The following is a 25,251-nucleotide window of genomic DNA, read 5'->3' on the forward strand; positions in this document are numbered from 1 at the left end:
AATTCCATTGGCTTTTGGCTAGGAATTTAATCATACGTCAGCTATATATTTCATGCCATTTAATAATCGTAGATGAGTATTTTATTTATTTTTGACAATAAAAAATCGCACTTTCGAGTGCGATTAATCTTTGGATTACCTCTCCCCAACCCTCTCCTGTAAGGAGAGGACTTAAAGGAAATTACATCTCTACCATTTCCACGCCATCAATACGTGCAACTGTCATTAAATCTTTATCACCACGACCTGAAACCGTCGCAATAATAATTTGATCTTTAGACATCGTTGGCGCAAGTTTCGTTACATATGCCATTGCATGAGAGCTTTCTAATGCAGGAATAATACCTTCAATTTGCGTTAAATCACGGAAACCTTGAAGCGCTTCATTGTCATTAATTGGCACATATTCAACACGGTTCATATCTTTTAAGAAACTGTGTTCAGGACCAACACCAGGGTAATCTAGACCCGCTGAAATTGAATGCGTTTCAATAATTTGACCTTGATCATCAGACATTAAATAAGTACGGTTACCATGAAGTACGCCCACATGACCTGCATTTAACGGTGCAGAATGTTTACCTGTTTCAATGCCGTAGCCTGCTGCTTCAACACCGTACATTTTCACATCTTGGTCATTTAAGAATGGATAGAACAGGCCCATTGCATTTGAACCACCACCGACACAAGCAACAAGCGCATCAGGTAAGCGACCTGCTTGTTCTTGAATTTGACGACGTGCTTCACGACCAATAATCGATTGGAAATCACGTACCAATTGTGGGTATGGATGTGGACCTGCAACTGTACCAATTACATAGTAAGTTGAATCAACATTTGTTACCCAGTCACGCATTGCTTCGTTCATGGCATCTTTTAATGTTTTAGAGCCACTTTCTACAGGAACAACTGTCGCACCCAACAAACGCATACGATATACGTTCATTGCTTGACGTTTAACGTCATCAGCCCCCATAAATACAACGCATTCAAGACCTAAACGTGCTGCAATTGTTGCTGTTGCAACACCATGTTGACCTGCGCCTGTTTCAGCAATAATACGTTTTTTACCTGAAAGTTTTGCAAGAAGCGCCTGACCAATTGTGTTATTTATTTTGTGAGAACCTGTATGGTTTAAGTCTTCACGTTTTAAGTAAATTTGTGCACCACCGAGTTCTTTCGACCATCGCTCTGCATAATATAAAGGACTTGGGCGACCGACATAGTACGCCAAGTCACGGTCAAATTCTGCCAGAAACTGTTCGTCATCTTTCATGCGAAAATAGAGTTTTTCTAAATCCTCTAAAGCCGCCATAAGAGTCTCTGACACAAAACGTCCGCCATGAATACCGAAATGCCCTTTTTGATCTGGGAATTGGGTATAGTCAACTTGACTGTTATGACTTTTATTTTGCTGATCCACGATGGACTCCTTGCATAAATTGTTCAATGAGTTGTTGGTCTTTTATACCTTTTGCGGACTCTACGCCTCCGCTGACATCTACGGCATATGCCTTGGTCGTCTTTATAGCGTTTTCAATATTTTCAGGTTTTAATCCACCTGCCAATATTAATGGAATATCAAGTTGTGGGAACTGTGACCAATCAAAAGAATGTCCTGTCCCACCTTTTAGCTCAGGATGCCAAGCATCCAAAAGCATAGCACTTGCACCCACTTGTTGATATTGCTTAATCATTGAAATTACATCTAAATCTGGTTTCACTTGAATGGCTTTATACCAACGTCTGCCTGTAACTTTCGCAATGTGTTGGCATTGTTCAGGTGATTCATCACCATGAAATTGAATAACATCTAAAGATACTGTTTTTAATACTTCTAATATTTCTTCGCTAGATGCATTCACAAATAAGCCAACTGTTTGTACATAAGCAGGTACATGTTTTACAAGTTCTTGAGCTAATTCAACACTAACATGTCTAGGGCTTGGTGGAAAAAATACAAAGCCAATTGCATCTGCACCAGCATCTACAACAGATTTAATATCTTGAATTCGTGTGATTCCACATATTTTTACACGAGTACGCATGTTTTGTTGCTCTTGCCATGCCTTGTTTATAGCCCATCTATAAATATTGAAGGCGAATCATTGTAATGCAATTTTTCAAGCTTGCGTAAAGTTCATACGCAATATTCTTGACGAAGATTGTGTATTTCACATGCTAACTTTATACTTCGCGCGAATGCAATAAGTCTTAGCCATGGCTATAGGGAAGTTGGTGCGAATCCAACACTGCCCCCGCAACGGTAAAATGAAAAGCTTATCTTTATAAATTGAACAATTTACACCACTGCAATTTTTTGTGGGAAGGTGGATAAGTAGATTGATAGTTCGATCACATTTAAGTCCGGATACCAGCTTATTGTGCCCTTTAACTCAATCATTCACGGGGGGTGAATGTATGGAGCGCATCAATCATGTCTACACTTTTTCAACCTACTGCCCTTGTGGGTGCAATCGCTATTGCGATGGGTTTTTCAACGTCTGTATCAGCAACGACTGAAGCTCAAACTTCTGCAAAATCTTCTTTAAGCACGATTGTGGTTACAGCTTCTCGTAGTGAACAAAATATTGAAAATGTGCCTGCGCGTATTTCAATTATTGAGCCTAAAGTTTTAGATCAATCCCCTATTGCATCTTTACCGTACTTATTAATTAATGATGCATCAATCAATATGGTTCAGACTGGCGGATATGGACAGCAAGCTTCTATTTTTTTACGTGGAACTGAGTCTGATCATACTTTAGTCATGCGTGATGGTGTTCGTTTAAATACACCTTCTCAGGGTTCAGCATCAATTCAATTTATTGACACAACAGACCTGAAGCAAATTGAAGTTCTTAAAGGACCGGCATCTGTACTTTATGGTACTGATGCTATTGGTGGTGTAATACAACTTGTATCTAAAACACCGGTAAAAACAGGTGCATTTGTTACAGGCGAAATTGGTGAAAATAAAACTTATAAATCAATTGTAGGTGCCGACTTTGCTGAAAATGGTTTGTATGCACAAATTCGCGGTCAACGTTTAGAATCTGATGGCACTGAAGTATTAAGCAACAGTAATCAAAAATATGCATATGATCAAAAAGGATACAGCGCAAAATTTGGTGTCGACAAAGAAGCTTTTTCCGCATCTTTAGATTACAGCCAAAATGAAGGAAATGGTGCTTACAACTTAAACGGCAATTTAGTTTCACAAGATTTTCAAAATGAAATTGTGAACTTAAAGGGTAAGGTTAAAATCACATCAGATCTTGAATTAAATGCCCGTTTATCACAGTTTAAAGATGATTTAGATCAAATGGACAAGCCTGACTTTGTTCACAATACCTCTAAAGAAGCTGAAGTTTATGGAAAATGGCAATTCACACCTTCTCAAAATATTCTAATGGGAGTAACTCATAAAAATATTGAAGCAGATATTTTATCTAAAAGTGATTGGGATCCTATGTACGATGTTGAATACAGTCGTAAAAACAACAGCACAGGCTATTTTGCTCAACATCAATACCAAGTAAATAATATCGATACGCAATTTGGCATTCGCTTAGAAGATGATGAACGTTTCGGCTCACATACCGTTGGTCAAGGGGCTGTAAGATATCACTTTAGCCCATCTACAAGTATCTATACCAATATTGGTAGCTCATTTAGAGCACCAAGTATGAATGATTTATATGCAAAAAATTGGGGTGGCAACCCAAACCTAAAACCTGAAGAAGGCTTTTCATATGAAGTTGGTTTAGATCAGAAAGTTACTGAAAACTCTGTAATTTCTTTATCTGTATATCGTAATGAAGTAGACAATCTGATTACTTCAAAAAACAACACTTTAATTAATGTAAATAAATCTGAATTTACAGGTGGTGAAGTTTCTTATAAATGGAGTGCAAATGATTTATTCTTAAATGCTTCATATGCTTATGTACAAGCAAAAAATGCAGAAACAAATGAAGATTTGCAAAAGCGCCCTCGTCAAAAAGCAACACTATCAGCAGGCTTACAAAATGAGGTTTATGGAATTAGCACTTCTATAGTTGGTAGCTCTAAGTCTAAAAGTTATAGCACTCAATACAATAACCCGGGTTATGCAACAATCGATGTAAATGCTTACTGGAATATAAACCCCAATATTAAACTATTCACTAATATTGAAAATATTGGTGATGTTCAATATGAAACTGAATACTCTAGTGGGAATGGTATTTATTACATCAACGGTGGTCGCCAAGCTTCTGTTGGTGTGACTTTCAAATACTAATGTACAGATAGTAAAAACTAAGGATAATGTCTAAAGGCATTATCCTTTTTTATTCTTCCCCTATTTCAAACATTTAAAGGAACAATCATGGGACACCGTTTAAGCAAAATTTACACCCGCACAGGTGACTCAGGAACAACAGGACTAGGAGATGGTTCACGCGTTTCAAAAGATGACCTACGAATTGAAGCATTAGGCGATGTAGATGAACTCAACTCAAGTATTGGTGTATTACGCTCACAAATTGCTGTAAGTACAATTGAAGACAAAGCAACTTGGGATAAATCTTTAAGCCTTATTCAACACTGGCTTTTCGACTTAGGTGGCGAAGTTTGCATTCCAAACTTTAACTTGGTTCAACCCGTTGCCATTGAATACTTAGAAAATGAAATTGACCGTTTAAATGAAGATCTCCCAATGTTAAAAGATTTTATTTTACCGTCAGGTTCATTGGCATGCAGTTATGCACACCAAGCGCGTGCTGTTTGCCGTCGTGCAGAACGCAGATTAATGGCTGTTCACTCTCGTGATAAAAACATTCAAGCACCCTCTTTGCAATTATTAAACCGATTATCAGATTGGTTATTTGTGGCATCTCGTGCATTACAACGTGCTGAAGGTGGTACTGAAGTGCTTTGGCAAAAAAATATTAACGAAACAATTTAAGCGTATAATTCAATTAAACGCTTTGAGAAAAATCCTATGCGAATTATTGGACATCGTGGCGCACGTGGTGAAGCACCTGAAAATACTTTAGGCGGGTTTCAATATATTCAAGATTTAGGTATTCGTGCGGTGGAATTTGATGTTCGACAACTCAAAGATGATGCACTCATCATCATGCATGATGACCAAATGATTCGCACAACGGGACAAAATAAATCACTCTATGAATGTACATCGGGTGATTTATGCAACTATGACCAATCTCACACATGGGACAATTGGAATGCTTTTGAAGCTACTCCATTGCTCGACCATACCCTCAAAATCATTCACAATTTTGATCACATTGAAGTTGAAGTCAAAGCGGTCAATTCTGAATATGATGCAAATAAGTTGGTAGAAATATTACAACAGCAACTTATCGGATTTGAACATTCTGCTGTTATTACAAGTTTTGACACCAAAATTCATCAAGCACTCAATCATCAAAAATCTTCTTTTAAGCATGGTTTACTCATTGAAGATGACATTAAACATCGTGCAATTGATCAGGCTTTAGAACTTGGATGCTGCCAAATTGGTTGGATGAATCAACTTGCCACAAATGAGATGATTTCTGCGACACAAGAAGCCAATTTAGCGATTAGTGTTTGGACGGTAAATGATGTTAAACGCGCCCAAGAATTACGTCACTTAGGTATTAATGGTTTAATCACCGATTATCCAAAAGAAATGCTAAAAGCACTTCACCAAAAAACATAAGCAATTGACTTAGAGCCTTTATTTCCAAGTGTTTTCATTGGTTTTCGAAAATCGTTAATTTATTTGAAAGCTTTTTTAAACTTCGATAAAACCAATCATTCCTCTGGTTATTTTTGTATCAACTTAACACAATACAACTGTACAATAATTATGGTGCATCTTTTTAAAACCATGCTAAGATGCAAAGAATTACAGCTTATTTTTATAAGAAGCTAAGGCTAGTTTTATAACCTGCAAAGGTTCTAGGAGTACTGTTGGAGATGAATGCTCCCCTACCAAAAGCCCCAATCAACTGGATTGCAGTTTTTGCATTGGTGTTTTTACCTATTGTTGCGATAATCGCTATCCCACTTTACGCATTTCAGCACGATTTCAGCGTAAGCGCTTGGGTGAGTATGTTTGTTTTGCTAGGTGTCAGTAGTCTTGGTATTACTGCAGGCTATCACCGTCTTTGGGCACATCGTGCTTATGAAGCGACTTTGCCTTTAAAAATTATTTTAATGCTGATGGGAACTTTTGCTGTTCAAAATAGTATTTTGTTTTGGGCATCAGGTCACCGTACGCATCACCGTCATGTAGATGATATCGATCAAGATCCATACTCTATTAATAACGGTTTTTGGTATGCGCATATGGGTTGGATGCTTCGTAACTATCCTGCTGCTGAAGCAAACTATAAAAATGCACCAGACTTGTTAAAAGACAAAGTTGTGATGTTCCAAGACAAATACTACATTCCTTTAGTAATTGCTGTTCATGCAGCTATTTTACTACCTATCGGTTGGGCAACTGGCGATATGTGGGGTGTATTATTACTTGGTGGATTAATGCGTTTAATCCTTAGTCATCACGTAACGTTCTTTATTAACTCTTTATGTCACATGTGGGGCAAACGTCCTTATACAGACGAAAATACTGCGCGTGATAACTTCTGGTTAGCAATTGCAACTTGGGGCGAAGGCTATCATAACTACCATCATATCTTCCAATACGATTACCGTAATGGCGTGAAATGGTGGCAATATGACCCGACAAAATGGTTAATTTGGTCTTGCTCTAAACTTGGTTTAGCAAAAAATTTACGTCGTATTCCTAGCTTCAATATTAAAAAAGCAGAATTGGCGATGAAATTTAAATATGCTGAACAAGACTTAGCTGTGTATGGACATAACGTTACTGAAGATATTTCGACAGTTAAAAGTCGTATTGCTCAAGAATATGATGCTTTCTCTCAAACCCTAAACGATTGGGCAAAATTGAAAGAACTTGAAATTCAAACTAAAAAAGCATCTGTAACTGAAAAAATCCACCAAATGGATGACAAATTAAAAGTTGAATTCCAATTGGTAGAACAGCGTCTTTCTCATCATCGTGCAGCTCTTAATTTACTTGTACGTAATTTGAAAAAGAACCCTGCTTCAAACTAAATTTAATGCAATAAAAAAGCTCCTCTCTTGGGGCTTTTTTATTGCTTACGAAAAGTATAATTACTTTAAATTCCTATGATGGTTCTTAAAATGAAACTGAAAATAAATTTCTTAATCTCTAAATAAATCGTAATTTAACATTAAAAGCTTTTTATAAAATATTTACTAAGTTTGTTATATTGATCTTAGAAACTTTAAAGATATTTGTCTTATGCAATTTAACTCGCGCTACCCTTCTCTAAGCCCTAAACTTTATCATCAGCAACAACCTTCGCCCTTACAAGGTGCTAAGGCAGGACATTTTAATGAAAATTTAGCCAATGAATTAAATTGGTCGGAAGATGATAAAAACAATTGGGTAGAGATTTGCAGCGGGCAAAAAACTTTTCAAGAGTTTAAACCACTTGCAATGGTGTATGCAGGTCATCAATTTGGACAATGGGCGGGACAACTTGGCGATGGTCGAGGTTTACTGATTGCACAAATTCTAGATAAAAATAATCAAACAATAGACTTACATTTAAAAGGTGCAGGTTCTACGCCATATTCAAGAATGGGGGATGGTCGTGCTGTTTTACGTTCTGTTATTCGTGAATATTTAGCGGGACATGCACTTAATTCTTTAGGTGTTCCATCTAGTAACTCGGTTGGTTTTACATCTTCAACTCAAGGTGTGCAACGTGAGAAATTAGAACTTGGTGCAATGATGCTTCGCACTTCAGATTGTCATATTCGTCTTGGACATTTCGAATGGATCAATCAGTATCAAGCAGATTTACTTCCTGAATTTACGCAAAAATGTATTGAATGGCACTACCCAGAATGCCTTGAAGCAGATCAACCCATTTTAGCTTTTGCAACAAAAGTCATTCAGCGCACTGCAATTATGATTTCACATTGGCAACTTGTGGGCTTTGCACATGGCGTTATGAATACAGATAATCTTAATATTACAGGTTCAACTTTAGATTTTGGTCCTTATGGTTTTATGGAGCGTTTTCGCCCCAATTGGATTAACAATCATAGCGATTACAAAGCACGTTATACCTATCAGCAACAACCAAGTATTGGACACTGGAATTTATGGCAATGGCTGAATAATTTAGTTCCACTTTGCCCTGCTGAATATGAAAAAGAACAATGGAAAGATGCTCTCGCACAATGTTTGGAGCATTTCGAACCAACTTTTTTAGAGCACTACAAACATGGTTTAAGTCAAAAGATGGGCTTACCAAGTTTCCATAAAGATAGTTTTGATTGCGCGATGGCATTCCTACGAATTTTGCAAAGTGAGCAACTCGATTACACACAAAGTTTTATTCGCTTACAAAACAAAGAATATGAAGTTTTAAAAGATGATTGTTTAGATCGTTTCCAATTTGAGAACTTTTTAGCGCAATATCAAGCAATTCGAAATGGGCAGGATTTGACTGAACTAGATGCAGAAATGCAAAAGATCAATCCACATTATATTTTACGTAATCACATGGCTCAAAAAGCAATTGAACTTGCGGAACGCAACAATTTTTCAGAAGTCGAGCGCTTGTTTGAATTACTCAGTCAGCCATTCACAAAACAAATAAATTTAGAAAAGCCTGAAGATTTAGCACCGCTGCCGAGTGATGTACCTGAAGTGATGGTGAGCTGCTCTTCTTAATTCATATTTATTGACAAAACTCTTGTGGATAATTTAACCGTTATCCACAACTTAATATTGTCGAATTTTCACTAAACTTTTACCCTAATTCACAAATAAACTCATGTAAAACAAACAAAACTTTTTTACTCTTTGGTTGAGTTATTGATATTTTGTGTAAAATAAAAGCAATTATCAAATAATAAAGATTATCATTCGCGAAATTTAAACGATTAGTTTCGCACTTTTGGTAATTTAATGAACTCAAATCACATATTAAAACTGAATAATTATTACTTATGCTTGTATACAACAAGTTTGATTTTATTAAGTAGTTCTCTACATGCAGAGCAAGAATCTCAAACACTTTCAACTTTAAGCTTTACAGCAACTGAAGATTCAGGCACAGCAGCACAAGGCTATAAAACCAATCAAGTATCACATATAGGTCCTTGGCAAGGTCGAAAACTGCAAGATTTGCCCTACTCTATTCAAGTTTATTCACAAGATTTAATTAAAAATGTGCAAGCCAATTCAAGCACAGATGAAATCTACCGAATGAATCCCCTCATGCAATTGCATACACCACAATATGCCAACGACCAACCCATGGTTTTTTTACGTGGCTTTCGTGTAGCAACAAGTTTTAGAGATGGTTTATTGGGCGACCAATTTGGACATGGCACAACTATTGAAGATACAGAAAAAGTAGAATTCTTTAATGGTCTATCTGGCTTTTTATATGGTCCTGCAAATGTAGGTGGAATGACAAATTTTATAAGCAAACGTTCTACAATTGAGCCACTGAATGAAATTACTTTAGGATCAACAGGCGGAAAAAATTGGTACATTGGTGGAGATTTTTCAGGAAAATTTGATGAAGAAAATAAATTTGGTTATCGCCTAAATGCCATGAAGCAAGATGGTGAAACTCAAATTAAAAACCAAAACATCGACAAAAAATTTGTTAGCCTTGCTCTCGACTGGCAACCAACCGATCAACTAACTTTACAACTCGATGCAATGTATCGTGATTTTAATATTGATGGAAAATCTGCCGATTGGGATTTTTCAGGTAAAAATGTGCAACGTATTTCAGCAAAAAACTTACGCAATGATATGTCTTGGAGCCAAGATTGGACAAATAGCGAATACAAAACCGAACGCTATGGCGCGCATTTAAATTGGCAAGCCAATGATCAACTCACACTTCGAATGAATTATCTAGAAAGCCAAAGTGACCGTGCAACTCAACTTGGTGTAAATAAGGTCAATACAGATGGCACTTATCATCAAACTATTCCACGTATTTATGCCAATGGTATGAACCGACGTACAAGCCAACAGTTTGATAAGCGCACATCAACTTATTTAGACTATCAATTTAATACTGCAAACATTGTTCATAAATTAACATTTGGTTATCAAACTGCGAATACGACTCAAAAGCGCTTTAAAAAAGATGCGAAAGAAATTATCTATGAAAATTTAAATACATCTTCACCTAGTTATTTCCCCAAACCTGAAGGTGAGATGCTAGACCGTGGAGCATATAAAAGTAGCGCAGATACAAAAACTGAAAGTTGGCTTATTGGTGATGATCTAACGTTCAATGATCAATGGTCTGCTTTAATTGGTGGTGCTTATGTCAAAATTCAGAATAAATTAAAAGAGACTGAACAATCTGTATTTACGCCAAATCTCTCTCTTATTTATAAACCACAAGATAATATTACCACCTATGCAACTTATATTGAGTCTTTAGAAAATGGTGGAATTGCGCCCGATACGTCAGGTTCTCATGTGGTTATTAATGCAGGACAACAGTTTGATCCAATCAAAAGTAAGCAAATTGAATTTGGTCTAAAATACGATTTCAACGATCAACTTGCTTTAAATACAGCAATTTTCAAAATTGATAAAGCACTTGAATATAGCCAAAATATTGATGATACACATGCTATTTATGCTCAAAATGGACGACAAGTCCATCAAGGTATTGAGTTTACAGCAACAGGAAAATTAACCGATCGGTTCTCTGTTGTGGGTGGATATACTTATTTAGATCCTAAAATTAAACAACAGAAAAACAAGCCTGAACTTGAAGGTAAACGTCCGCCTATTGTCGCCAAAGAAATGTTCAAATTTTATGTTGAATACAACCTACCACAAATTGAAAACTTATCTGTAAATGCAGGTGTAACTTACACAGGTAAAAGCTTCACAGATAAAGAAAATACTGACGTTTTACCTGCCTATACTTTATTTAATATAGGTGCACGTTATCAAACTCAACTTAAAGATGTACCTGTAACTTTACGTGCTAACTTAAATAATGCCTTTAATAAACACTATTGGGCGAATGACATTAACCTAGGTGAACCTCGAACTTTACTGTTTTCATCTAGCTTTAAGTTTTAATTTCTAACAGAAAATATTTAAATTTAATCAACAAAAAAGCGAATAAGTTTCTACTTATTCGCTTTAGAGAACTAGCTAAAAACTATTAATCTTCAGGATATTCAAAACGGTAACCCACACCATAAACAGCTTGAATCCATTCATGTCTATTACCTGTTTCAGCAGCATCTGAAATTTTACGGCGCAAGTTTTTAATGTGGCTATCAATCACACGGTCTGCAACATCAAAACTGTCAGGATTAATATGATCAAGCAATTGTGCACGTGAATATACATGCCCTACATGCTCTAAAAATAGCTCAAGCAGACGGAACTCTGTAGGCGTTAAGCTCAAAGACTTTTGTTGATACCAAATACGCTGTTGTGCTTTATCTATGCGGAATAAATCGTTGCTTTCAGGCTCAGCTTTACGCTCCAAACGACGTAAAACAGCTTGCACACGCGCAACCAATTCTTTAGGACTAAATGGCTTACATACGTAGTCATCTGCACCCATGTTTAAACCAAGCACACGATCAATTTCTTCTGTACGTGCGGTTACCATAATAATTGGAATATCAGATTGTTCACGTACTTTACGGCAAATGGTTAAACCATCCATACGTGGTACCATCAAATCTAAAATCATTAAGCTTGGCTTACGTTGCATAAAGCTATCATACGCTTCCTGACCATCGTGAAACATGCTGACCTCAAGGCCTGCAGCTTCTAAATAATCACGTACTAACTGTGCAAGTTCAACTTCATCTTCCACCAACATGATATGTTTCATGCATGCTTTCCTTTTATTGTTTCATTTGTTTCGGGAAGGTTAATTTGCAACGCAAACCACCTAATGGTGAATGATCAAAGCTTAATTCACCACCCATCGCTTGAGTAATCTTAGCCGATAAAGCTAATCCTAAACCTGTTCCACCTGTCGCACGAGTTCTAGAATCGTCCACACGGTAAAATCTTTGACCTAAATTTGCCAATTGTTCATCACTTAAACCTAATGGGCTGTCATCTACATACACAGTCCATTGCATTGCAGACTGTTCAGTATGTACATGAACTTTTCCGCCTGCTTCTGTATAGCGAATGCTATTGCCCAATAAGTTCACCACAATTTGCTTAAAGCGATCTATATCTAATTGTAAATCTGCACCTTCACCTGTTGCAGTAATGGTTAAATTTGCTTGCTCAAACTTAGGCCTAAAGTTTTCAATTTCTTGTTCAATAACAGCCCAAGGATTTACAGTTGCCATATAACATTTAAGTTGCATTGCCTCTGCTTGAGCTAAATCTGCTAAATCTTGTGTGAGTTTTTTCAAACTACTCACCTGATTCAACATTGAATTAAAATGTTCAGGCGTTGGCTTTCGAATGCCATCTTGCATTGCTTCAATTTGCGCCTGAAGCACAGCTAAAGGCGTTTTTAGCTCATGAGATGTATCTGCAACCCATTGACGGCGTGATGTTTCATGCTGATCCAACATAATCGCTAACTGATTCAGCTTATTCGATAAATCACCCAATTCATCATTACGGTTTACTGTAACTTGGTGCTGATAATTACCTTTGGTTAACTCACGCGTACCATTTAAAAGTCGTTGAATTGGTTTTCTAAAGTAGGTTGCAAGCAATAAAGATGCAATTAAACTCACGAAAATTGTCAGGCCATATACCAATAATAAATAACGTTTTTGATTACTAAAGAAATTAATACTTGATGCATCATCTTGGTCTAAAACAGGTTTTAAACCTAAATATCCCACAACTTTAGAATTGACTAAAATTGGACGAAAAGACATTTGATCATCCGATTGTTCACCCACAATAAATTGTTGTTCAGCATCATATAAAGACAATCGTGAACTTAAACCTAAACGGTCAGGCATCGAAATAAATTGCTTTTTATTGGTCGTATTCTCTGATTGCTGTGAGTCAGTAGCCTTATTATTTTGGGCAATTCTTGCTAAATTTTGGTTAGAACTTAACGGAAATCTTAAGCCTTCAAAAGGCTGAAATTCTGAAGGTAAATTCAGCTTCAGAATACTTAACTCTTCTTCACTTAATGCAGGCGTATTTTGAACAATTTTAGCCATATTTGAGGAGTTAATAATGGTGTGTTCTTCAAAATAACGTTGTTGTAATGCAATATCATACTGACGTCTCAGCCACCAATGTGACAATTTATCGTAATCATCTGGTGCAGCTTCACCTTCTATTTGAAGCATTTGCGCTTGAATGGCATTCCCCCAATCTTGATATTCGCCATATACATCTGCCAAGTTATGAATCAAATGATCTAACTTTTGCATTTCAACATCTGCCACATATTTGGCAAAGTTCTTCTGCATAGTCCAGTGTAAAACCCCTAAACTTACAGTCGTAATAACTACTGTGGTTAAAAGCACAGTTAGAAATAAACGTAAGGCTATGGGGAAACGGCGAATCTTCAAGAGCAAATCTCTATTTTTTCTTCTATATTTCACATTGTAACCAACACTGACTCAAAAAACTCTCCATTGTTTCTTCATCATTATTATTTAATCTTTAACAATCGAATTTACTTCTTCTTTAAGGCGATTAAAACAATGAATAACATGACAAAAATGGCTTTAGTTGGTGCAAGTATTTTAAGTATGGGAGCATTAACTGCATGTCAATCTACAGCAAATACGCAAGATAAAAACCATCCACGCATGATGAAAGAACATCATGGCAAGTATGACCGTAAAATGTCACCAGAGCAGCGTGAAGCATTTAAAAAATCACGTGCAGAACATCGTGAAACAATGCAACAAATTCATAAAGCTTGTGATAATAAATCGGCTGGAAGTACTGTTCAAATTAAAGCAGGTGAAAAATCTATTGATGGTACATGCGTAATGACCTTCAAACCTGAACATAAGAAATTAGATAAGCAATTAGATAAAAAAATGCGCCAAGAACATCGCCCTATGCATGGCAATATTCCTCAAGGTGAATTTAAACGTGGTGAAGCATTAACAGATGCACAGCGTGTAGAGTTAGTGAAAAAGTTCGATCAACGTTTAGCTGAAAAACAAGCACGCCAACAAGCAATTGCAAAAGCTTGCCAAGGTCAAAAAGACGGCAAAGCTGTTCAAATTAAAGCTGGTTCACAAACGGTAGATGGCAAATGCGAAGTACGTTTTCAACCGACTAAACCAACTCAACAAGTAAATCCTACAAAATAATAAATTTGTTTTTTTACTAACATATTGATATTAAAGGCGCATTATTGCGCCTTTTTTATTCACTATCACTTTTGAGCACAATTGACTTTTAATGTCATAAAAATGCATATAAAAATCTATAGACTCTAAATACTTACAGAAATTTAAAATATTTTTTTTGACTTAACAGTCACTATGATTATTCAAAGAAATACTTGTACCTTAATCTAAGATGTAGCAGGATTAAGCTATTCAAATACGTGTCAATGAAGACTCGTTTAAAATGTTATCTGGATTATAACGCTGGTTTGAACCAGTATTGAGGAAACCGATATGCCACAATACAAAGCGCCCCTACGTGACATGCAATTCGTTTTGCATGAGTTATTAAACGCTGAACAACATTATGCAACTCTTCCTGCATTCCAAGAAAGCGTTAGCCGCGAATTGGTTGATCAATACTTAGAAGCCGCTGCAGATTTCTGTGAAAATGAACTGTCTCCTTTAAACCAAGTGGGCGACCGTGAAGGTTGTACTTGGAATGATGGCGTTGTTACAACACCTACAGGCTTTAAAGAAGCATATCAAAAATATGTAGAACTTGGCTTCCCGTCACTTGCGGCTGAAGAACAATACGGCGGTCAAGCACTACCAAACTCTTTAGGTATCATCATTTCTGAAATGGTGGGTACATCTAACTGGGCATGGGGTATGTACCCTGGTCTTTCTCATGGTGCTGTTCGTACTTTAGAACACCATGGCTCTACAGAACAAAAAGATGCTTATCTTCCTAAACTTGTTTCAGGTGAATGGACAGGCACAATGTGCTTAACAGAATCTCATGCAGGTTCTGACTTAGGTATTATTCGCACAAAAGCCGAACCACAAGCCGATGGCAGCTATGCAATTACTGGTGAGAAAATCTTTATTTCTGCTGGTGAACACGACATGGCAGATAACATTGTTCATATCGTGCTTGCTCGTTTACCAGGTGCTCCAAAAGGTACTAAAGGTATTTCGTTATTTATCGTACCTAAGTTCAACCTAAATGCAGATGGTTCTGTAGGTGAACGCAATTCTGTACGTTGTGGTTCTATCGAACACAAAATGGGTATTCATGGTAATGCAACTTGTGTCATTAACTTCGATAATGCAAAAGGTTTCTTAATTGGACCTGAAAACCGTGGTCTAAACTGCATGTTCACATTCATGAACACTGCACGTATTGGTACTGCTGTGCAAGGTTTATCTGCATCTGAATCTGCGTTCCAAGGTGCATTAACTTATGCGAAAGATCGCTTAGCAATGCGTTCACTTTCTGGTCCTAAAGCACCTGAAAAAGAAGCAGATCCAATTATTGTTCACCCTGCAGTTCGTAACATGCTTTTAACTCAAAAAGCATTTGCTGAAGGCTCACGTGCACTTGTTTACAACTTAGCATTGTATGCAGACACAGCTGAAAAAGGTGCAACTGAAGAAGAACGTAAAGCAGCAGACAATCTATTGTCATTACTCACTCCAATTGCAAAAGCATTCTTAACTGAAATTGGTTCAGAATCTGCTAAACATGGCGTTCAAGTATTTGGTGGTCACGGCTTTATTTCTGAACACGGCATGGAACAAATTGTTCGTGATACACGTATTGCCTGCTTATACGAAGGCACAACAGAAATTCAAGCACTAGATTTGCTAGGTCGTAAAGTATTGGGTACTCAAGGTGCAATGTTAAAAGACTTCACTAAGATTATTCATAAACTTGTTGAAGCAAACAAAGACAATGCTGCAATGAGAGAATTTATTGAACCGCTTGCTGCTCTGAATAAAGAGTGGGGTGAGTTAACAATGCAAATTGGTGCGAAGGCAATGCAAAACCCAGATGAAGTTGGTGCTGCTGCGGTAGACTACCTATACTTCTCTGGCTATGTAACACTTGCATACCTATGGGCTCGCATGGCTCTTGTTGCTCAAGAACAACTTGCTGCAGGCACAACAGAAGTAGACTTCTACAATGCAAAAGTGACAACTGCTCGCTTCTACTTTAAGAAAATACTTCCGCGTGTACGTTCACATGTAGATGTTATTTCTGGTGGTTTAGAACCGCTAATGACTTTAGACGCTGAACACTTTGCATTCTAAGATCATGCAAAAATAATGCAGTTCCGAAAAAGGACAGTCATTGAATTGGCCGTCCTTTTTCTTTATAAAAGATATGAAAAATTAATCCTTTGGTCTTCTAACAAGATATAAAAACTTGCTTTAGACTGATTAAAATACTGAAAAACAGACAAAAAATGGGTGACCAATATGCCAATTTATAATGCACCTCTAGCAGATATGAAATTCATCCTAAATGATGTATTTAATGCAGAGCAATTCTGGCAAGCCAATGAAAACCTGACTCATGTTGATGCTGCAACAGCAGAAGCAATTTTAGAAGAAATGGCAAAATTTGCTCAAAATGTAACTCTACCTTTAAACCGCACAGGTGATGAAGAAGGTGCAACATATAGCAATGGCAATGTAAAAACACCAGCAGGCTTTAAAGAAGCATTCAAACAATATGCTGAAGGTGGTTGGATTGGATTAGCTGCTGACGCTGAATGGGGCGGTCAGGAAATGCCTAAAATGCTGACAGTACTTGCAGATGAAATGTTATTTGCAACAAATCCATCTTTCATGCTGTATCCCCTACTTTCTGTTGGTGCAGGCATGGCACTTAGTAGCTACGCATCTCAAGAGCAAAAAGAAACGTATTTACCAAAAATTTATTCAGGTGAATGGTCAGGCACTATGTGCTTAACAGAGCCACATGCAGGTACAGATTTAGGCATTATTAAAACTAAAGCTGAACGCAATGAAGATGGTACTTATAACATCACAGGTACAAAAATCTTCATTACAGGTGGTGACCACGACTTAGCAGACAACATCATTCACCTTGTACTTGCTAAAACACCAGATGCCCCTGCTGGTTCACGTGGCATTTCGTTATTCATTGTGCCTAAATTCTTAGTTAATGCAGATGGCTCATTGGGCGAACGTAATGCAGCAGGTCCTGGTTCTATCGAACATAAAATGGGGATCAAAGCCTCTGCAACATGTGTAATGAACTTTGATGGTGCTAAAGGTTATCTTGTTGGCAAAGAAAACGAAGGCTTAGCTGCAATGTTCGTCATGATGAACTACGAACGTTTATCTATGGGTATTCAAGGTTTAGGTGCTTCTGAGTTTGCTTACCAAAACGCTGCACAATATGCGACAGATCGTTTACAAGGTCGTAGTGCGTCAGGTGCTCAATCACCAAATAAGCCTGCCGATAGCATTCTCGTTCATGGTGATGTACGTCGTATGTTATTAAATGCACGTGCAAATAACGAAGCATCTCGTGCATTTGCTGTGTATGTTGGTCAACAACTTGATATCACAAAATTTTCAACAGATCCTGAAGCGGTTAAAGCTGCGAACGAACGTGTTGCGCTACTCACGCCTATTGCAAAAGCGTACTTAACAGATACAGCTTTCAATGCAACTTTAGATGCTCAAATGTGCTTTGGCGGTCATGGCTATATTCGTGAATGGGGTATGGAACAATGTATTCGTGATTTACGTATTGCTCAAATTTACGAAGGAACAAATGGCGTTCAATCACAAGATTTAATTGGTCGTAAAACCATTAAATGTAATGGTGAATATATTGCCGAATACGTTCAAGAAATTCGTGACTTTGCAAATGATTTAGACGCAGACTTAAACTTTATTAAAGATGCAACTTTAGATGCAGCAGCAGAAGTTGAAGCTGTAACTCAATACATTTTAGAAGCAGCAAAAGAAAATACTGAATTCCCGAATTCAGCAGCAGTAGATTACTTACATGCTGTGGGCTTACTCAGCTTCTCTTACATGTTTGCACGTATTGCAAATGCTGCAAAAGATAAAGATGGCGAGTTCTACCAAAACAAATTGTCGCTTGCGATTTATTTTGCACAGCGCATTTTGCCTGAACTTTCACTTCGTATTACTAAAATTAAAGCAGGTTCAGATATCATTATGAACTTCAGTGAAGATTACTTCACAAATCAGTCTTAATTTTTCTTAAGACAATAAAAAAAACGCCTGATTATTCAGGCGTTTTTTTATGATGAAATATTTTATAGCTTTTGAATCATAATGGTTGATGACTGCACATTTACAATTTTAATCACACCACTACTTTGTAATGCATTACAAAGTTCTACGACTTTTTGCATTTCATCTTCACGAATCCCTGTCCCTAAAATTAGTTTTTTACCAGAACTTAAAGTGTCAATTTTTGTTTGAATCTTATCTAACATTTCTTTCTCCTTATCAATACTTTAGTCATAACATAAATTACAACAAATTAGTTCAAATAAAATACTATTTTTTATTATTTTAAAGTCATTCAATTTCATTAAATGTGCATGAAACTTGCTTATCTTTTAATAACGATAACTTGAACAGATATTAGGAGGATGCATGTCACATCGAAATCCCAAAATTGAAAAAATTGAAACCCTCCTCGACCGCTTTGGAAATCTTGCTGTAGAAGGCTTTCACTACATTGCCCTATTTGTAATTGGCTGTATGGTGATTTGGTCTGCGGGAAATACAGTTTTTGAAATTCTAACCATTAAACAATTTGCGACGATTGATGACATTCTTCTACTATTCATTTATTTAGAATTAGGTGCAATGGTAGGTATTTACTTTAAAACCAACCACATGCCTGTACGCTTTTTAATTTACATTGCTATTACAGCTTTAACACGTTTACTCATTGCAGATATTCAACACGATCACAAAGCAGATATGGGACTTGTGATTACAACAGGTTCTATTTTAATTCTTTCTTTTGCTATTTTAATTGTTCGTTATGCATCTTGGACTTATCCATCTGTTATGCGAGAAAAACATCCCGAAAAACTAGTAACTTCAGATAATCCTCCGCGCCCACAAGATGATGAACTTGCATAATAAAAAATCCCGCCAAATGTGCGGGATTTTTTATTTTTAATTTGGCTCTAAAATATAGCGACCATCTTCATAAATCCAATGCATACCGCTTGGCGGTGCAGGTAAACCTAATTCACGCCAATTGGTAATCACAATTTTAGTCGAACTTTTAATTTGTGCGACATTTGGATCTCCATTCACCCAAGTATAAGTTTGATGATTGACCGTTGTATAACTTGGCGCCTGATAGTTCAAACTAACGCCACCATGAGAGTGAACATGACCTGATGGTGGAAATGGACGATTAGGCGGATATCCATGATTTGGATAACCTTGGTTTGGATAGTTTGGATGATGCTGTGGATAATGTGGTGGCTGTTGTGGATAATTTGGTCGATGTGTATTACCTACATTTACACCAATGGAAGCATTCCACTTTGGACTATTTGCCTGCACCAAAGAAGGCATAAATAAAAATACCATAGTACTTAGTGTAGCCATTCCTATGCTTTTCATTGCACACCCTCTTAAAATTTATTTCATTATAAATAATAGTTTAATTTAAAAAATGAAGAAAAAACCAACAATTACATATTTTTTGTAATTCAACATCTCTCCGTTTTCTATGAATATCAACCCATAGAATGAACAGAGTTATGCTAAAATTATTTTATTTGTATTGGATCAAATCTCTGTGTCTGATTTAAGTTTTGACCGTTTATATGAATTCTTCTGCAAAGTACCAAGTGTTCAAAAAGCTTTCATCGACTCTTATGGTTCCGATGGAAAACACAGTTGGTGGTTTAAGTTCCAAATTAATATTGAACATGACCTCGCTTGGCAAACAGTACAAGAACTTGGACATGTATTAAATTACATTTCTAAAAATGAACGTCTTCCAACACAATTTTTACCTGTATCTCCGCCACCTTATATGAATGGTGAAGCAAAGCAGTTTTTATGTTGGGTTATTCAATGTAATCATGTAGATTTTCCACCCGATGTTGTCTGCGATTGGTTAGAAGCTCGTTTACCAAAACCCATTGAAGATGAAACTCAGTGGAAAATTAAAACAGATTTACATGAATTAGATAATATTTCTGATAAAGATTTAGATGCGATTGTTCCGCCAAATCCTAAGTCTTAAAGAATCCCTCCTGACCTCCCTTTAAAAAAGGGAGGAATTTCCTCTCCTAAAAGGAGAGGGTTAGGGAGAGGTAAAGCACAGATTAAAAAGTAGACCAACCACTCCATTCCATAAAGCGGTAAACGCCATATTTAAATTTAGACTCATCTGCATATTTCGCATATTCAACACTCATATTACGACCTTCTAAATTAGACCAAGCTGTATTAAAAAAGCCTTGAGCATCTTTAAAGACATCAGCTTGTTTTGAGCCAACTACACGCAAATTAGTTTCTAAATTATAATTTTTCAAATTACGTGCCGTGAAATTTGCAGAACCCAAAATTATTTCAGCTTGCTGAGCATTCGATTTAATCAACATTTTGCTGTGGCACTGCTCGCCTTGTGTATTACACCAACGAACAGTAACGCCTGCATCATTTAATTCCGAAGCAACTTGGCGGTTTGGAATACCATTTTTTTCACGCCCAAATGCATCTTTATTTGGGTCTAATAAAACACGAACATTCACACCGCGCTCTTTTGCAGTAATTAAAGCTTTCACAATTTGACGTTTAGACAAATAAAACATCGCTAAATCAATGTTCTCATTCTTTTTCGCAGATTCAATTGTCTTTAACGTTGCATCTAGAATAGCTTTTTCAGTTAAAACTTGTACTTGAGGTAAGTTTTTATCACCATCAAAATCACCAATCACAACGCCTGAAACATCACCTTTCGACATCATAACTACGGTTTGTTCTGTTTTAAGCACATCAATTGCAGTATTACCATCAACAACTAATGCAACATTTGAATGACGCGAACTCCCATCATGTGGATTCATAGAGGTGACTAATGTCTTCCACCCATCTTTGGTATCTACAGTAATAGTTTTTCTATGATTGGCTTTAAAGTTAAATAAATTAAAATAGCTTCTTAACGTAATTTTTTCATCACCAAATGGATTAGGCAACCAACCGCTTTCTGTTGTGTTTCCTAAACCTTGGCAGCAGATATACCACAAACCTGACCATACAGGATTCGATGCACGTAATGGTGTTAAATCTGTTTCAATGACATCTATTCCTCCTTGGCGTAACTGACGATAATTATTTGGTAAAATTCCACCATAAACAGAGTTGATTGGATCTGTAATAAACTTAATTTCAATATTTGGATGAAAGATTTTTTTATTAATCAGTGCATCGGTAAGTTGCTGCGTTAAATCTTGCTGTTGAACTTTTGATGCACCTACTTCTTTATTGAACAAGAACATATCTATCACAATCGTGGTTTGTGCATCGTCTATGAGCTTTAGAATTTCTTTAAATATTTTTTGATCTTGCTGTTGTTTACCATTGGCATCAATATAGGTTTGATCTGCTAAAAACTGCACATTGGCATGACGTAATTTTCCTGTGAAGTTTAAACCTTCAGGTATTGGCTTGTACGTATGATAAATTGCCGAACATAAATATGTGACAGCCAATAACCCCAATGCAAGCCCAATATATTGCTTACGAGACCAATTTAATTTTTGATGAATTTTTTTAAAGATACGCATAAGAAAAAACCTAACCCAATATGCTCAGGCTAGGTTTTATTCTTTGCTTTTTCAAGCAGTTTTATGTTTTATCGCCGTCTACTCTCTTAAATTTTGATAAAACATGCACTCACTTAAAAACTAAAGTCTACGCCAACCGTAAAGTTACGACCCACTTGTGGAATGTTCGATAAGAATGATGCATGTTGATATACATCTTCATCTAACAAATTATTTGCTTTAAAGTAAACGCGATAGTCTGTGTCTTGTGCATATTTACCTGCATAAGCCACACCTAAATTCACCATGTTATAACCGCTTGTTTCTTGCTCGTATGCTGAAATACGATCTTGTTTAAATACATGTGAATATTCTGCTAAACCTGTCCAACCATCAGCAAAATCTACATCTACTTTAGTACCAACACGACCTGCTGGAACACGTGGAGCATTTTCACCATCAATTTTTCCACGAACAGCATCACCAAATAAACTTACTTTATAAGTGTCGTTAATCGCATAGCCTACTTGTCCTTCTACACCATAAAAACGAGCTTTGTCTTGTGTGTAATCGACTAAGCGGAAATTTTCATAACGATCCGTCGTTGCCGCATAAATATAGTTGTCATACCAGTTATGGTAAACATTCATGCTGTAATCTAAAGGACCATTTTCATAACGCAAACCAAGTTCTAAGTTATTTGATTTTTCAACATCTAGATTTTCATTACCACGTTCATAAGTATTTGTCGCAAGATGTTTTCCATCTGCAAATAACTCTTGTGCAAGCGGTAAACGTTGTTGATGTGAACCCACTAAAGATAATGTGTAATTTGGTGCAAATGCCCAATTCACAGCAGCAGAACCAGAAAATGCCTGATCGCTATAATTCTTTTTATTTGATTCGATATCAATTGTTTGATGATCTACACGCGCACCTAACTCAATATGAAAGTCATTAATTTGTTTATGTTCTAAAGCAAATAGACTCCATTTTTGTGTTTTCGTTGGCTCAAGAATAGATTCTTCACCTGTAATGTCTAATTTCTGCTGAGTATATTGCGTTCCAAACACACCTTCCCAACCTGCAACAGGGTTATGAACTAACTCTAAGCGACCATCGTAGCCTTTGCTTTTAAAGGTTGTTGCAACTTCATTACCTTCAATTTCATCATGCTTATAGTCTGTATAACTTGCATGTGCACGTAATTTTGAAAAACCTGCAAATGGATCTGCTAATTCCGAACGGAAATCATAACGTTCTGTTTTTAAATCTACCCAAGGACCTGCTTCATGTTCTTCATGATCATGTCCGCCACCGTGACCAGGCCCATGTCCGCCATTATTATGACCAGGTACATTATTATGTCCTGCATGGTTATTACCGGCACAATGTAAATGGTCGTCATGTGGATGACATGACTCATATTCATGGCTATGACCTGGCAAACCATATTGATCTTGGCGATTACTATATGAAATACCTGTGAATCCACGGTCATGAATCCAAGACAAACCTACGTTTACAGTTTCACCTTTTGCAAAAGTATTTCCTACACGGCGCTCTTTTTCATATTCTGTATGCTTTTCTACCTGACCATTACCTAGGTCATGTTCATGCGTATGAGCGTGATAATAATTTGGCGCAATATATGCATTCGCATCACGCTTTAAACCTTCAATACGTAATGCGACTTGATCTGTTAAACCAACCGTTACACCACCGCTTGCAAGTTTTTCATCACTACCTGAGTTGTAGCGTAAACCGACCTGCCCTTCATAACCCTTTTCAGGCATTTGCGTTGGAATTTTATTGTCTGTTACGTTAACCAAACCACCTACAGTACCTGCCGAATAAAGCAAAGTAGAAGGTCCACGAATGACTTCAATTTGTTTAGCTAAAATAGGATCTACAGTCACAGCATGGTCAGGCGACAACGTTGAAACATCTGCTGTTTCAGAAGCATGTTGTAAAACCTTTACACGTGGACCATCTTGACCACGAATAACAGGACGGCTTGAACCTGAACCATATTGATTTGTATGTACACCTAACTGACCATCCAAAGCATCACCAATTGTTGGCGCGCCTGTTGAAAGTGTTTTCTGCCCAATCACATTATCTGCCGCAGCAAAATCTGCAGCCGTTTGCGTCAATGGATGTGCTGTAGATTTTAAAGTTTCTAATTGTTGTGCTTGTTTATCATCTTGTGCAAAAGCAACAGGTGTAAAGGCAGCTAAAATAGATAGCGTGAGCAAATTCTTATGAAAGGACATGTCTAAAACTCAGGTTAGATCGTTTTGATTTTGTTATATTATAACATTACTCATTTTATGCAAGATATTTGTGCATTTATTACAATTCAATTAGTCTGCTCAATATCCTTTTTTTGAAATATTGATTATGCCTTTTACGCTTGCTCACACAGTAATTGCATCACCTATTTCAAAAATATCAAAAAACAAACTTCCAATTGCAGCACTTGCTATTGGCAGTATGACACCAGATTTATTTAGACTTTTTTCCAATTCAAGCGGTTTAGAAACACATGGTTGGACTGCTATTTTTTATCCTAACTTATTTTTAGGATTATCATTTTGCTGTCTTTGGTACAGTTTATTTCGCCCAACTTTATCTTCATGTTTATCACTTAAAGATGACCTAAATATTTCAAACTTTTTATATTTTTGTAGATTTTTAGGATTGATCTGCATTGCTTTAATCATCGGCAATATAACTCATCTTTTATGGGATGGCTTTACGCATTTAGATTCAAGGACTTTATTCTCTCTTCCATTTTTTGAATCTGAAATTTCACTATTTAATCGACAATATTCTTATGCTTTCATCTTACAAATAGTGTCTTCAATTTTGCCTTTACCGTTTATTTTTTACATGATTCATCAATATTATAAAAAGTACAAAAACCCAAGTATCTCCCTAAAAAATCAGCAAAAATTTATTTTATGTAGTTTAGCTTTAAGTATATTTATTGGATTCATTGCTTTAAGTGATTACGCTTCACAAATTTCATATGAAGTTTGGCTCAATCATCAATATTATTTTTTAGGTAGAATGCTCAACAAATTTACTCAAGCTGCATTAATTTGTTTTTCATTATGTTGCATCGTTTATCAATATAAATATTTCAAAAAAAATCATAAATAAGTCATGCCTTAATTAAAATTTTAAAAATTTAAGCTCAAGCTTAGGCTTTTTACTTTGACTT

General features: G+C 36.5%; 20 protein-coding genes and 1 riboswitch. Of the genes, 12 read left to right on the top strand and 8 right to left on the bottom strand.

Annotated features, from left to right (window positions below; genetic code table 11):
* Nucleotides 1-181 precede the first annotated feature (181 nt).
* Both trpB and SKM54_RS06660 read right to left on the bottom strand, forming a co-directional pair.
* The gene (gene trpB, locus SKM54_RS06655) at nucleotides 182-1,423 is read right to left on the bottom strand and encodes a tryptophan synthase subunit beta (protein ID WP_248101503.1); all 1,242 of its coding nucleotides are present in this window, start codon (nucleotides 1,421-1,423) and stop codon (nucleotides 182-184) included.
* On the bottom strand, nucleotides 1,407-2,048 hold the full coding sequence (locus SKM54_RS06660; protein ID WP_321094837.1) for a phosphoribosylanthranilate isomerase: 642 nt from the start codon (nucleotides 2,046-2,048) through the stop codon (nucleotides 1,407-1,409). The genes trpB and SKM54_RS06660 overlap by 17 nt, the downstream gene beginning before the upstream one ends.
* 144 nt (nucleotides 2,049-2,192) lie before the next feature.
* Nucleotides 2,193-2,397, top strand: a riboswitch (cobalamin riboswitch).
* Nucleotides 2,398-2,437: 40 nt separating this feature from the next.
* Here SKM54_RS06660 and SKM54_RS06665 point away from each other — a divergent pair.
* The 6 genes from SKM54_RS06665 (at nucleotide 2,438) to SKM54_RS06690 (ending at nucleotide 11,197) form a co-directional block, all read left to right on the top strand.
* Nucleotides 2,438-4,285, top strand: coding sequence for a TonB-dependent receptor plug domain-containing protein (locus SKM54_RS06665; RefSeq protein ID WP_321094839.1), 1,848 nt, complete (start codon nucleotides 2,438-2,440; stop codon nucleotides 4,283-4,285).
* An 87-nt stretch (nucleotides 4,286-4,372) separates the two neighbouring features.
* Nucleotides 4,373-4,951 carry a cob(I)yrinic acid a,c-diamide adenosyltransferase gene (locus SKM54_RS06670; protein ID WP_321094841.1) on the top strand — a complete coding sequence of 193 codons (579 nt, stop codon included), beginning with the start codon at nucleotides 4,373-4,375 and terminating at the stop codon, nucleotides 4,949-4,951.
* A 36-nt stretch (nucleotides 4,952-4,987) separates the two neighbouring features.
* Nucleotides 4,988-5,713 (top strand): glycerophosphodiester phosphodiesterase, encoded by a 726-nt coding sequence (locus SKM54_RS06675; protein WP_321094843.1) that lies wholly within the window; start codon nucleotides 4,988-4,990, stop codon nucleotides 5,711-5,713.
* Nucleotides 5,714-5,973: 260 nt separating this feature from the next.
* Entirely contained in the window at nucleotides 5,974-7,140 is a 1,167-nt protein-coding gene (locus tag SKM54_RS06680; RefSeq protein ID WP_321094846.1) for an acyl-CoA desaturase, read from the top strand.
* A gap of 211 nt (nucleotides 7,141-7,351) precedes the next feature.
* A complete protein-coding gene (locus SKM54_RS06685) occupies nucleotides 7,352-8,797 on the top strand; it encodes a protein adenylyltransferase SelO (RefSeq protein ID WP_321094848.1) in 1,446 nt (481 codons plus the stop codon).
* Nucleotides 8,798-9,034: 237 nt separating this feature from the next.
* A complete protein-coding gene (locus SKM54_RS06690) occupies nucleotides 9,035-11,197 on the top strand; it encodes a TonB-dependent siderophore receptor (protein ID WP_321087637.1) in 2,163 nt (720 codons plus the stop codon).
* 85 nt (nucleotides 11,198-11,282) lie between these two features.
* On the opposite strand, the gene SKM54_RS06695 is transcribed toward SKM54_RS06690, so the two are convergent.
* On the bottom strand, nucleotides 11,283-11,969 hold the full coding sequence (locus tag SKM54_RS06695; protein ID WP_248101477.1) for a response regulator: 687 nt from the start codon (nucleotides 11,967-11,969) through the stop codon (nucleotides 11,283-11,285).
* A gap of 13 nt (nucleotides 11,970-11,982) precedes the next feature.
* On the bottom strand, nucleotides 11,983-13,641 hold the full coding sequence (gene baeS / locus SKM54_RS06700) for a sensor histidine kinase efflux regulator BaeS (protein WP_321094850.1): 1,659 nt from the start codon (nucleotides 13,639-13,641) through the stop codon (nucleotides 11,983-11,985).
* 135 nt (nucleotides 13,642-13,776) lie between these two features.
* Between baeS and SKM54_RS06705 the strand changes: the two genes are divergently transcribed.
* The 3 genes from SKM54_RS06705 (at nucleotide 13,777) to SKM54_RS06715 (ending at nucleotide 18,465) form a co-directional block, all read left to right on the top strand.
* Nucleotides 13,777-14,400 carry a hypothetical protein gene (locus SKM54_RS06705; RefSeq protein ID WP_321094852.1) on the top strand — a complete coding sequence of 208 codons (624 nt, stop codon included), beginning with the start codon at nucleotides 13,777-13,779 and terminating at the stop codon, nucleotides 14,398-14,400.
* 312 nt (nucleotides 14,401-14,712) lie between these two features.
* Nucleotides 14,713-16,515 (top strand): acyl-CoA dehydrogenase C-terminal domain-containing protein, encoded by a 1,803-nt coding sequence (locus SKM54_RS06710; protein WP_321089428.1) that lies wholly within the window; start codon nucleotides 14,713-14,715, stop codon nucleotides 16,513-16,515.
* A gap of 168 nt (nucleotides 16,516-16,683) precedes the next feature.
* Nucleotides 16,684-18,465 carry an acyl-CoA dehydrogenase C-terminal domain-containing protein gene (locus SKM54_RS06715; RefSeq protein WP_248101465.1) on the top strand — a complete coding sequence of 594 codons (1,782 nt, stop codon included), beginning with the start codon at nucleotides 16,684-16,686 and terminating at the stop codon, nucleotides 18,463-18,465.
* Nucleotides 18,466-18,527: 62 nt separating this feature from the next.
* Here SKM54_RS06715 and SKM54_RS06720 read toward each other — a convergent pair whose 3' ends face one another.
* Nucleotides 18,528-18,710: a hypothetical protein gene (locus tag SKM54_RS06720; protein ID WP_321091330.1), complete on the bottom strand. Its 183-nt coding sequence runs from the start codon at nucleotides 18,708-18,710 to the stop codon at nucleotides 18,528-18,530.
* A gap of 163 nt (nucleotides 18,711-18,873) precedes the next feature.
* Here SKM54_RS06720 and SKM54_RS06725 point away from each other — a divergent pair, with 163 nt between their 5' ends.
* Nucleotides 18,874-19,371: a phosphate-starvation-inducible protein PsiE gene (locus SKM54_RS06725; protein ID WP_321089427.1), complete on the top strand. Its 498-nt coding sequence runs from the start codon at nucleotides 18,874-18,876 to the stop codon at nucleotides 19,369-19,371.
* A 36-nt stretch (nucleotides 19,372-19,407) separates the two neighbouring features.
* On the opposite strand, the gene SKM54_RS06730 is transcribed toward SKM54_RS06725, so the two are convergent.
* Nucleotides 19,408-19,851, bottom strand: coding sequence for an RcnB family protein (locus tag SKM54_RS06730; RefSeq protein WP_321094854.1), 444 nt, complete (start codon nucleotides 19,849-19,851; stop codon nucleotides 19,408-19,410).
* Between the two features lie 193 nt (nucleotides 19,852-20,044).
* Here SKM54_RS06730 and SKM54_RS06735 point away from each other — a divergent pair, with 193 nt between their 5' ends.
* Nucleotides 20,045-20,497, top strand: coding sequence for a hypothetical protein (locus SKM54_RS06735; protein WP_171501282.1), 453 nt, complete (start codon nucleotides 20,045-20,047; stop codon nucleotides 20,495-20,497).
* A gap of 82 nt (nucleotides 20,498-20,579) precedes the next feature.
* Here SKM54_RS06735 and SKM54_RS06740 read toward each other — a convergent pair whose 3' ends face one another.
* Entirely contained in the window at nucleotides 20,580-22,043 is a 1,464-nt protein-coding gene (locus tag SKM54_RS06740; protein ID WP_321094856.1) for a phospholipase D-like domain-containing protein, read from the bottom strand.
* Nucleotides 22,044-22,156: 113 nt separating this feature from the next.
* The gene (gene znuD, locus SKM54_RS06745; RefSeq protein ID WP_321094858.1) at nucleotides 22,157-24,298 is read right to left on the bottom strand and encodes a zinc piracy TonB-dependent receptor ZnuD; all 2,142 of its coding nucleotides are present in this window, start codon (nucleotides 24,296-24,298) and stop codon (nucleotides 22,157-22,159) included.
* A 127-nt stretch (nucleotides 24,299-24,425) separates the two neighbouring features.
* On the opposite strand from znuD, the gene SKM54_RS06750 reads away from it, so the two are divergent.
* Nucleotides 24,426-25,190, top strand: coding sequence for a DUF4184 family protein (locus SKM54_RS06750; protein ID WP_321094860.1), 765 nt, complete (start codon nucleotides 24,426-24,428; stop codon nucleotides 25,188-25,190).
* The last annotated feature ends 61 nt before the right edge of the window (nucleotides 25,191-25,251 follow it).

Source organism: Acinetobacter faecalis (genome assembly GCF_034187745.1).
Classification (GTDB): Bacteria; Pseudomonadota; Gammaproteobacteria; order Pseudomonadales; family Moraxellaceae; genus Acinetobacter; species Acinetobacter faecalis.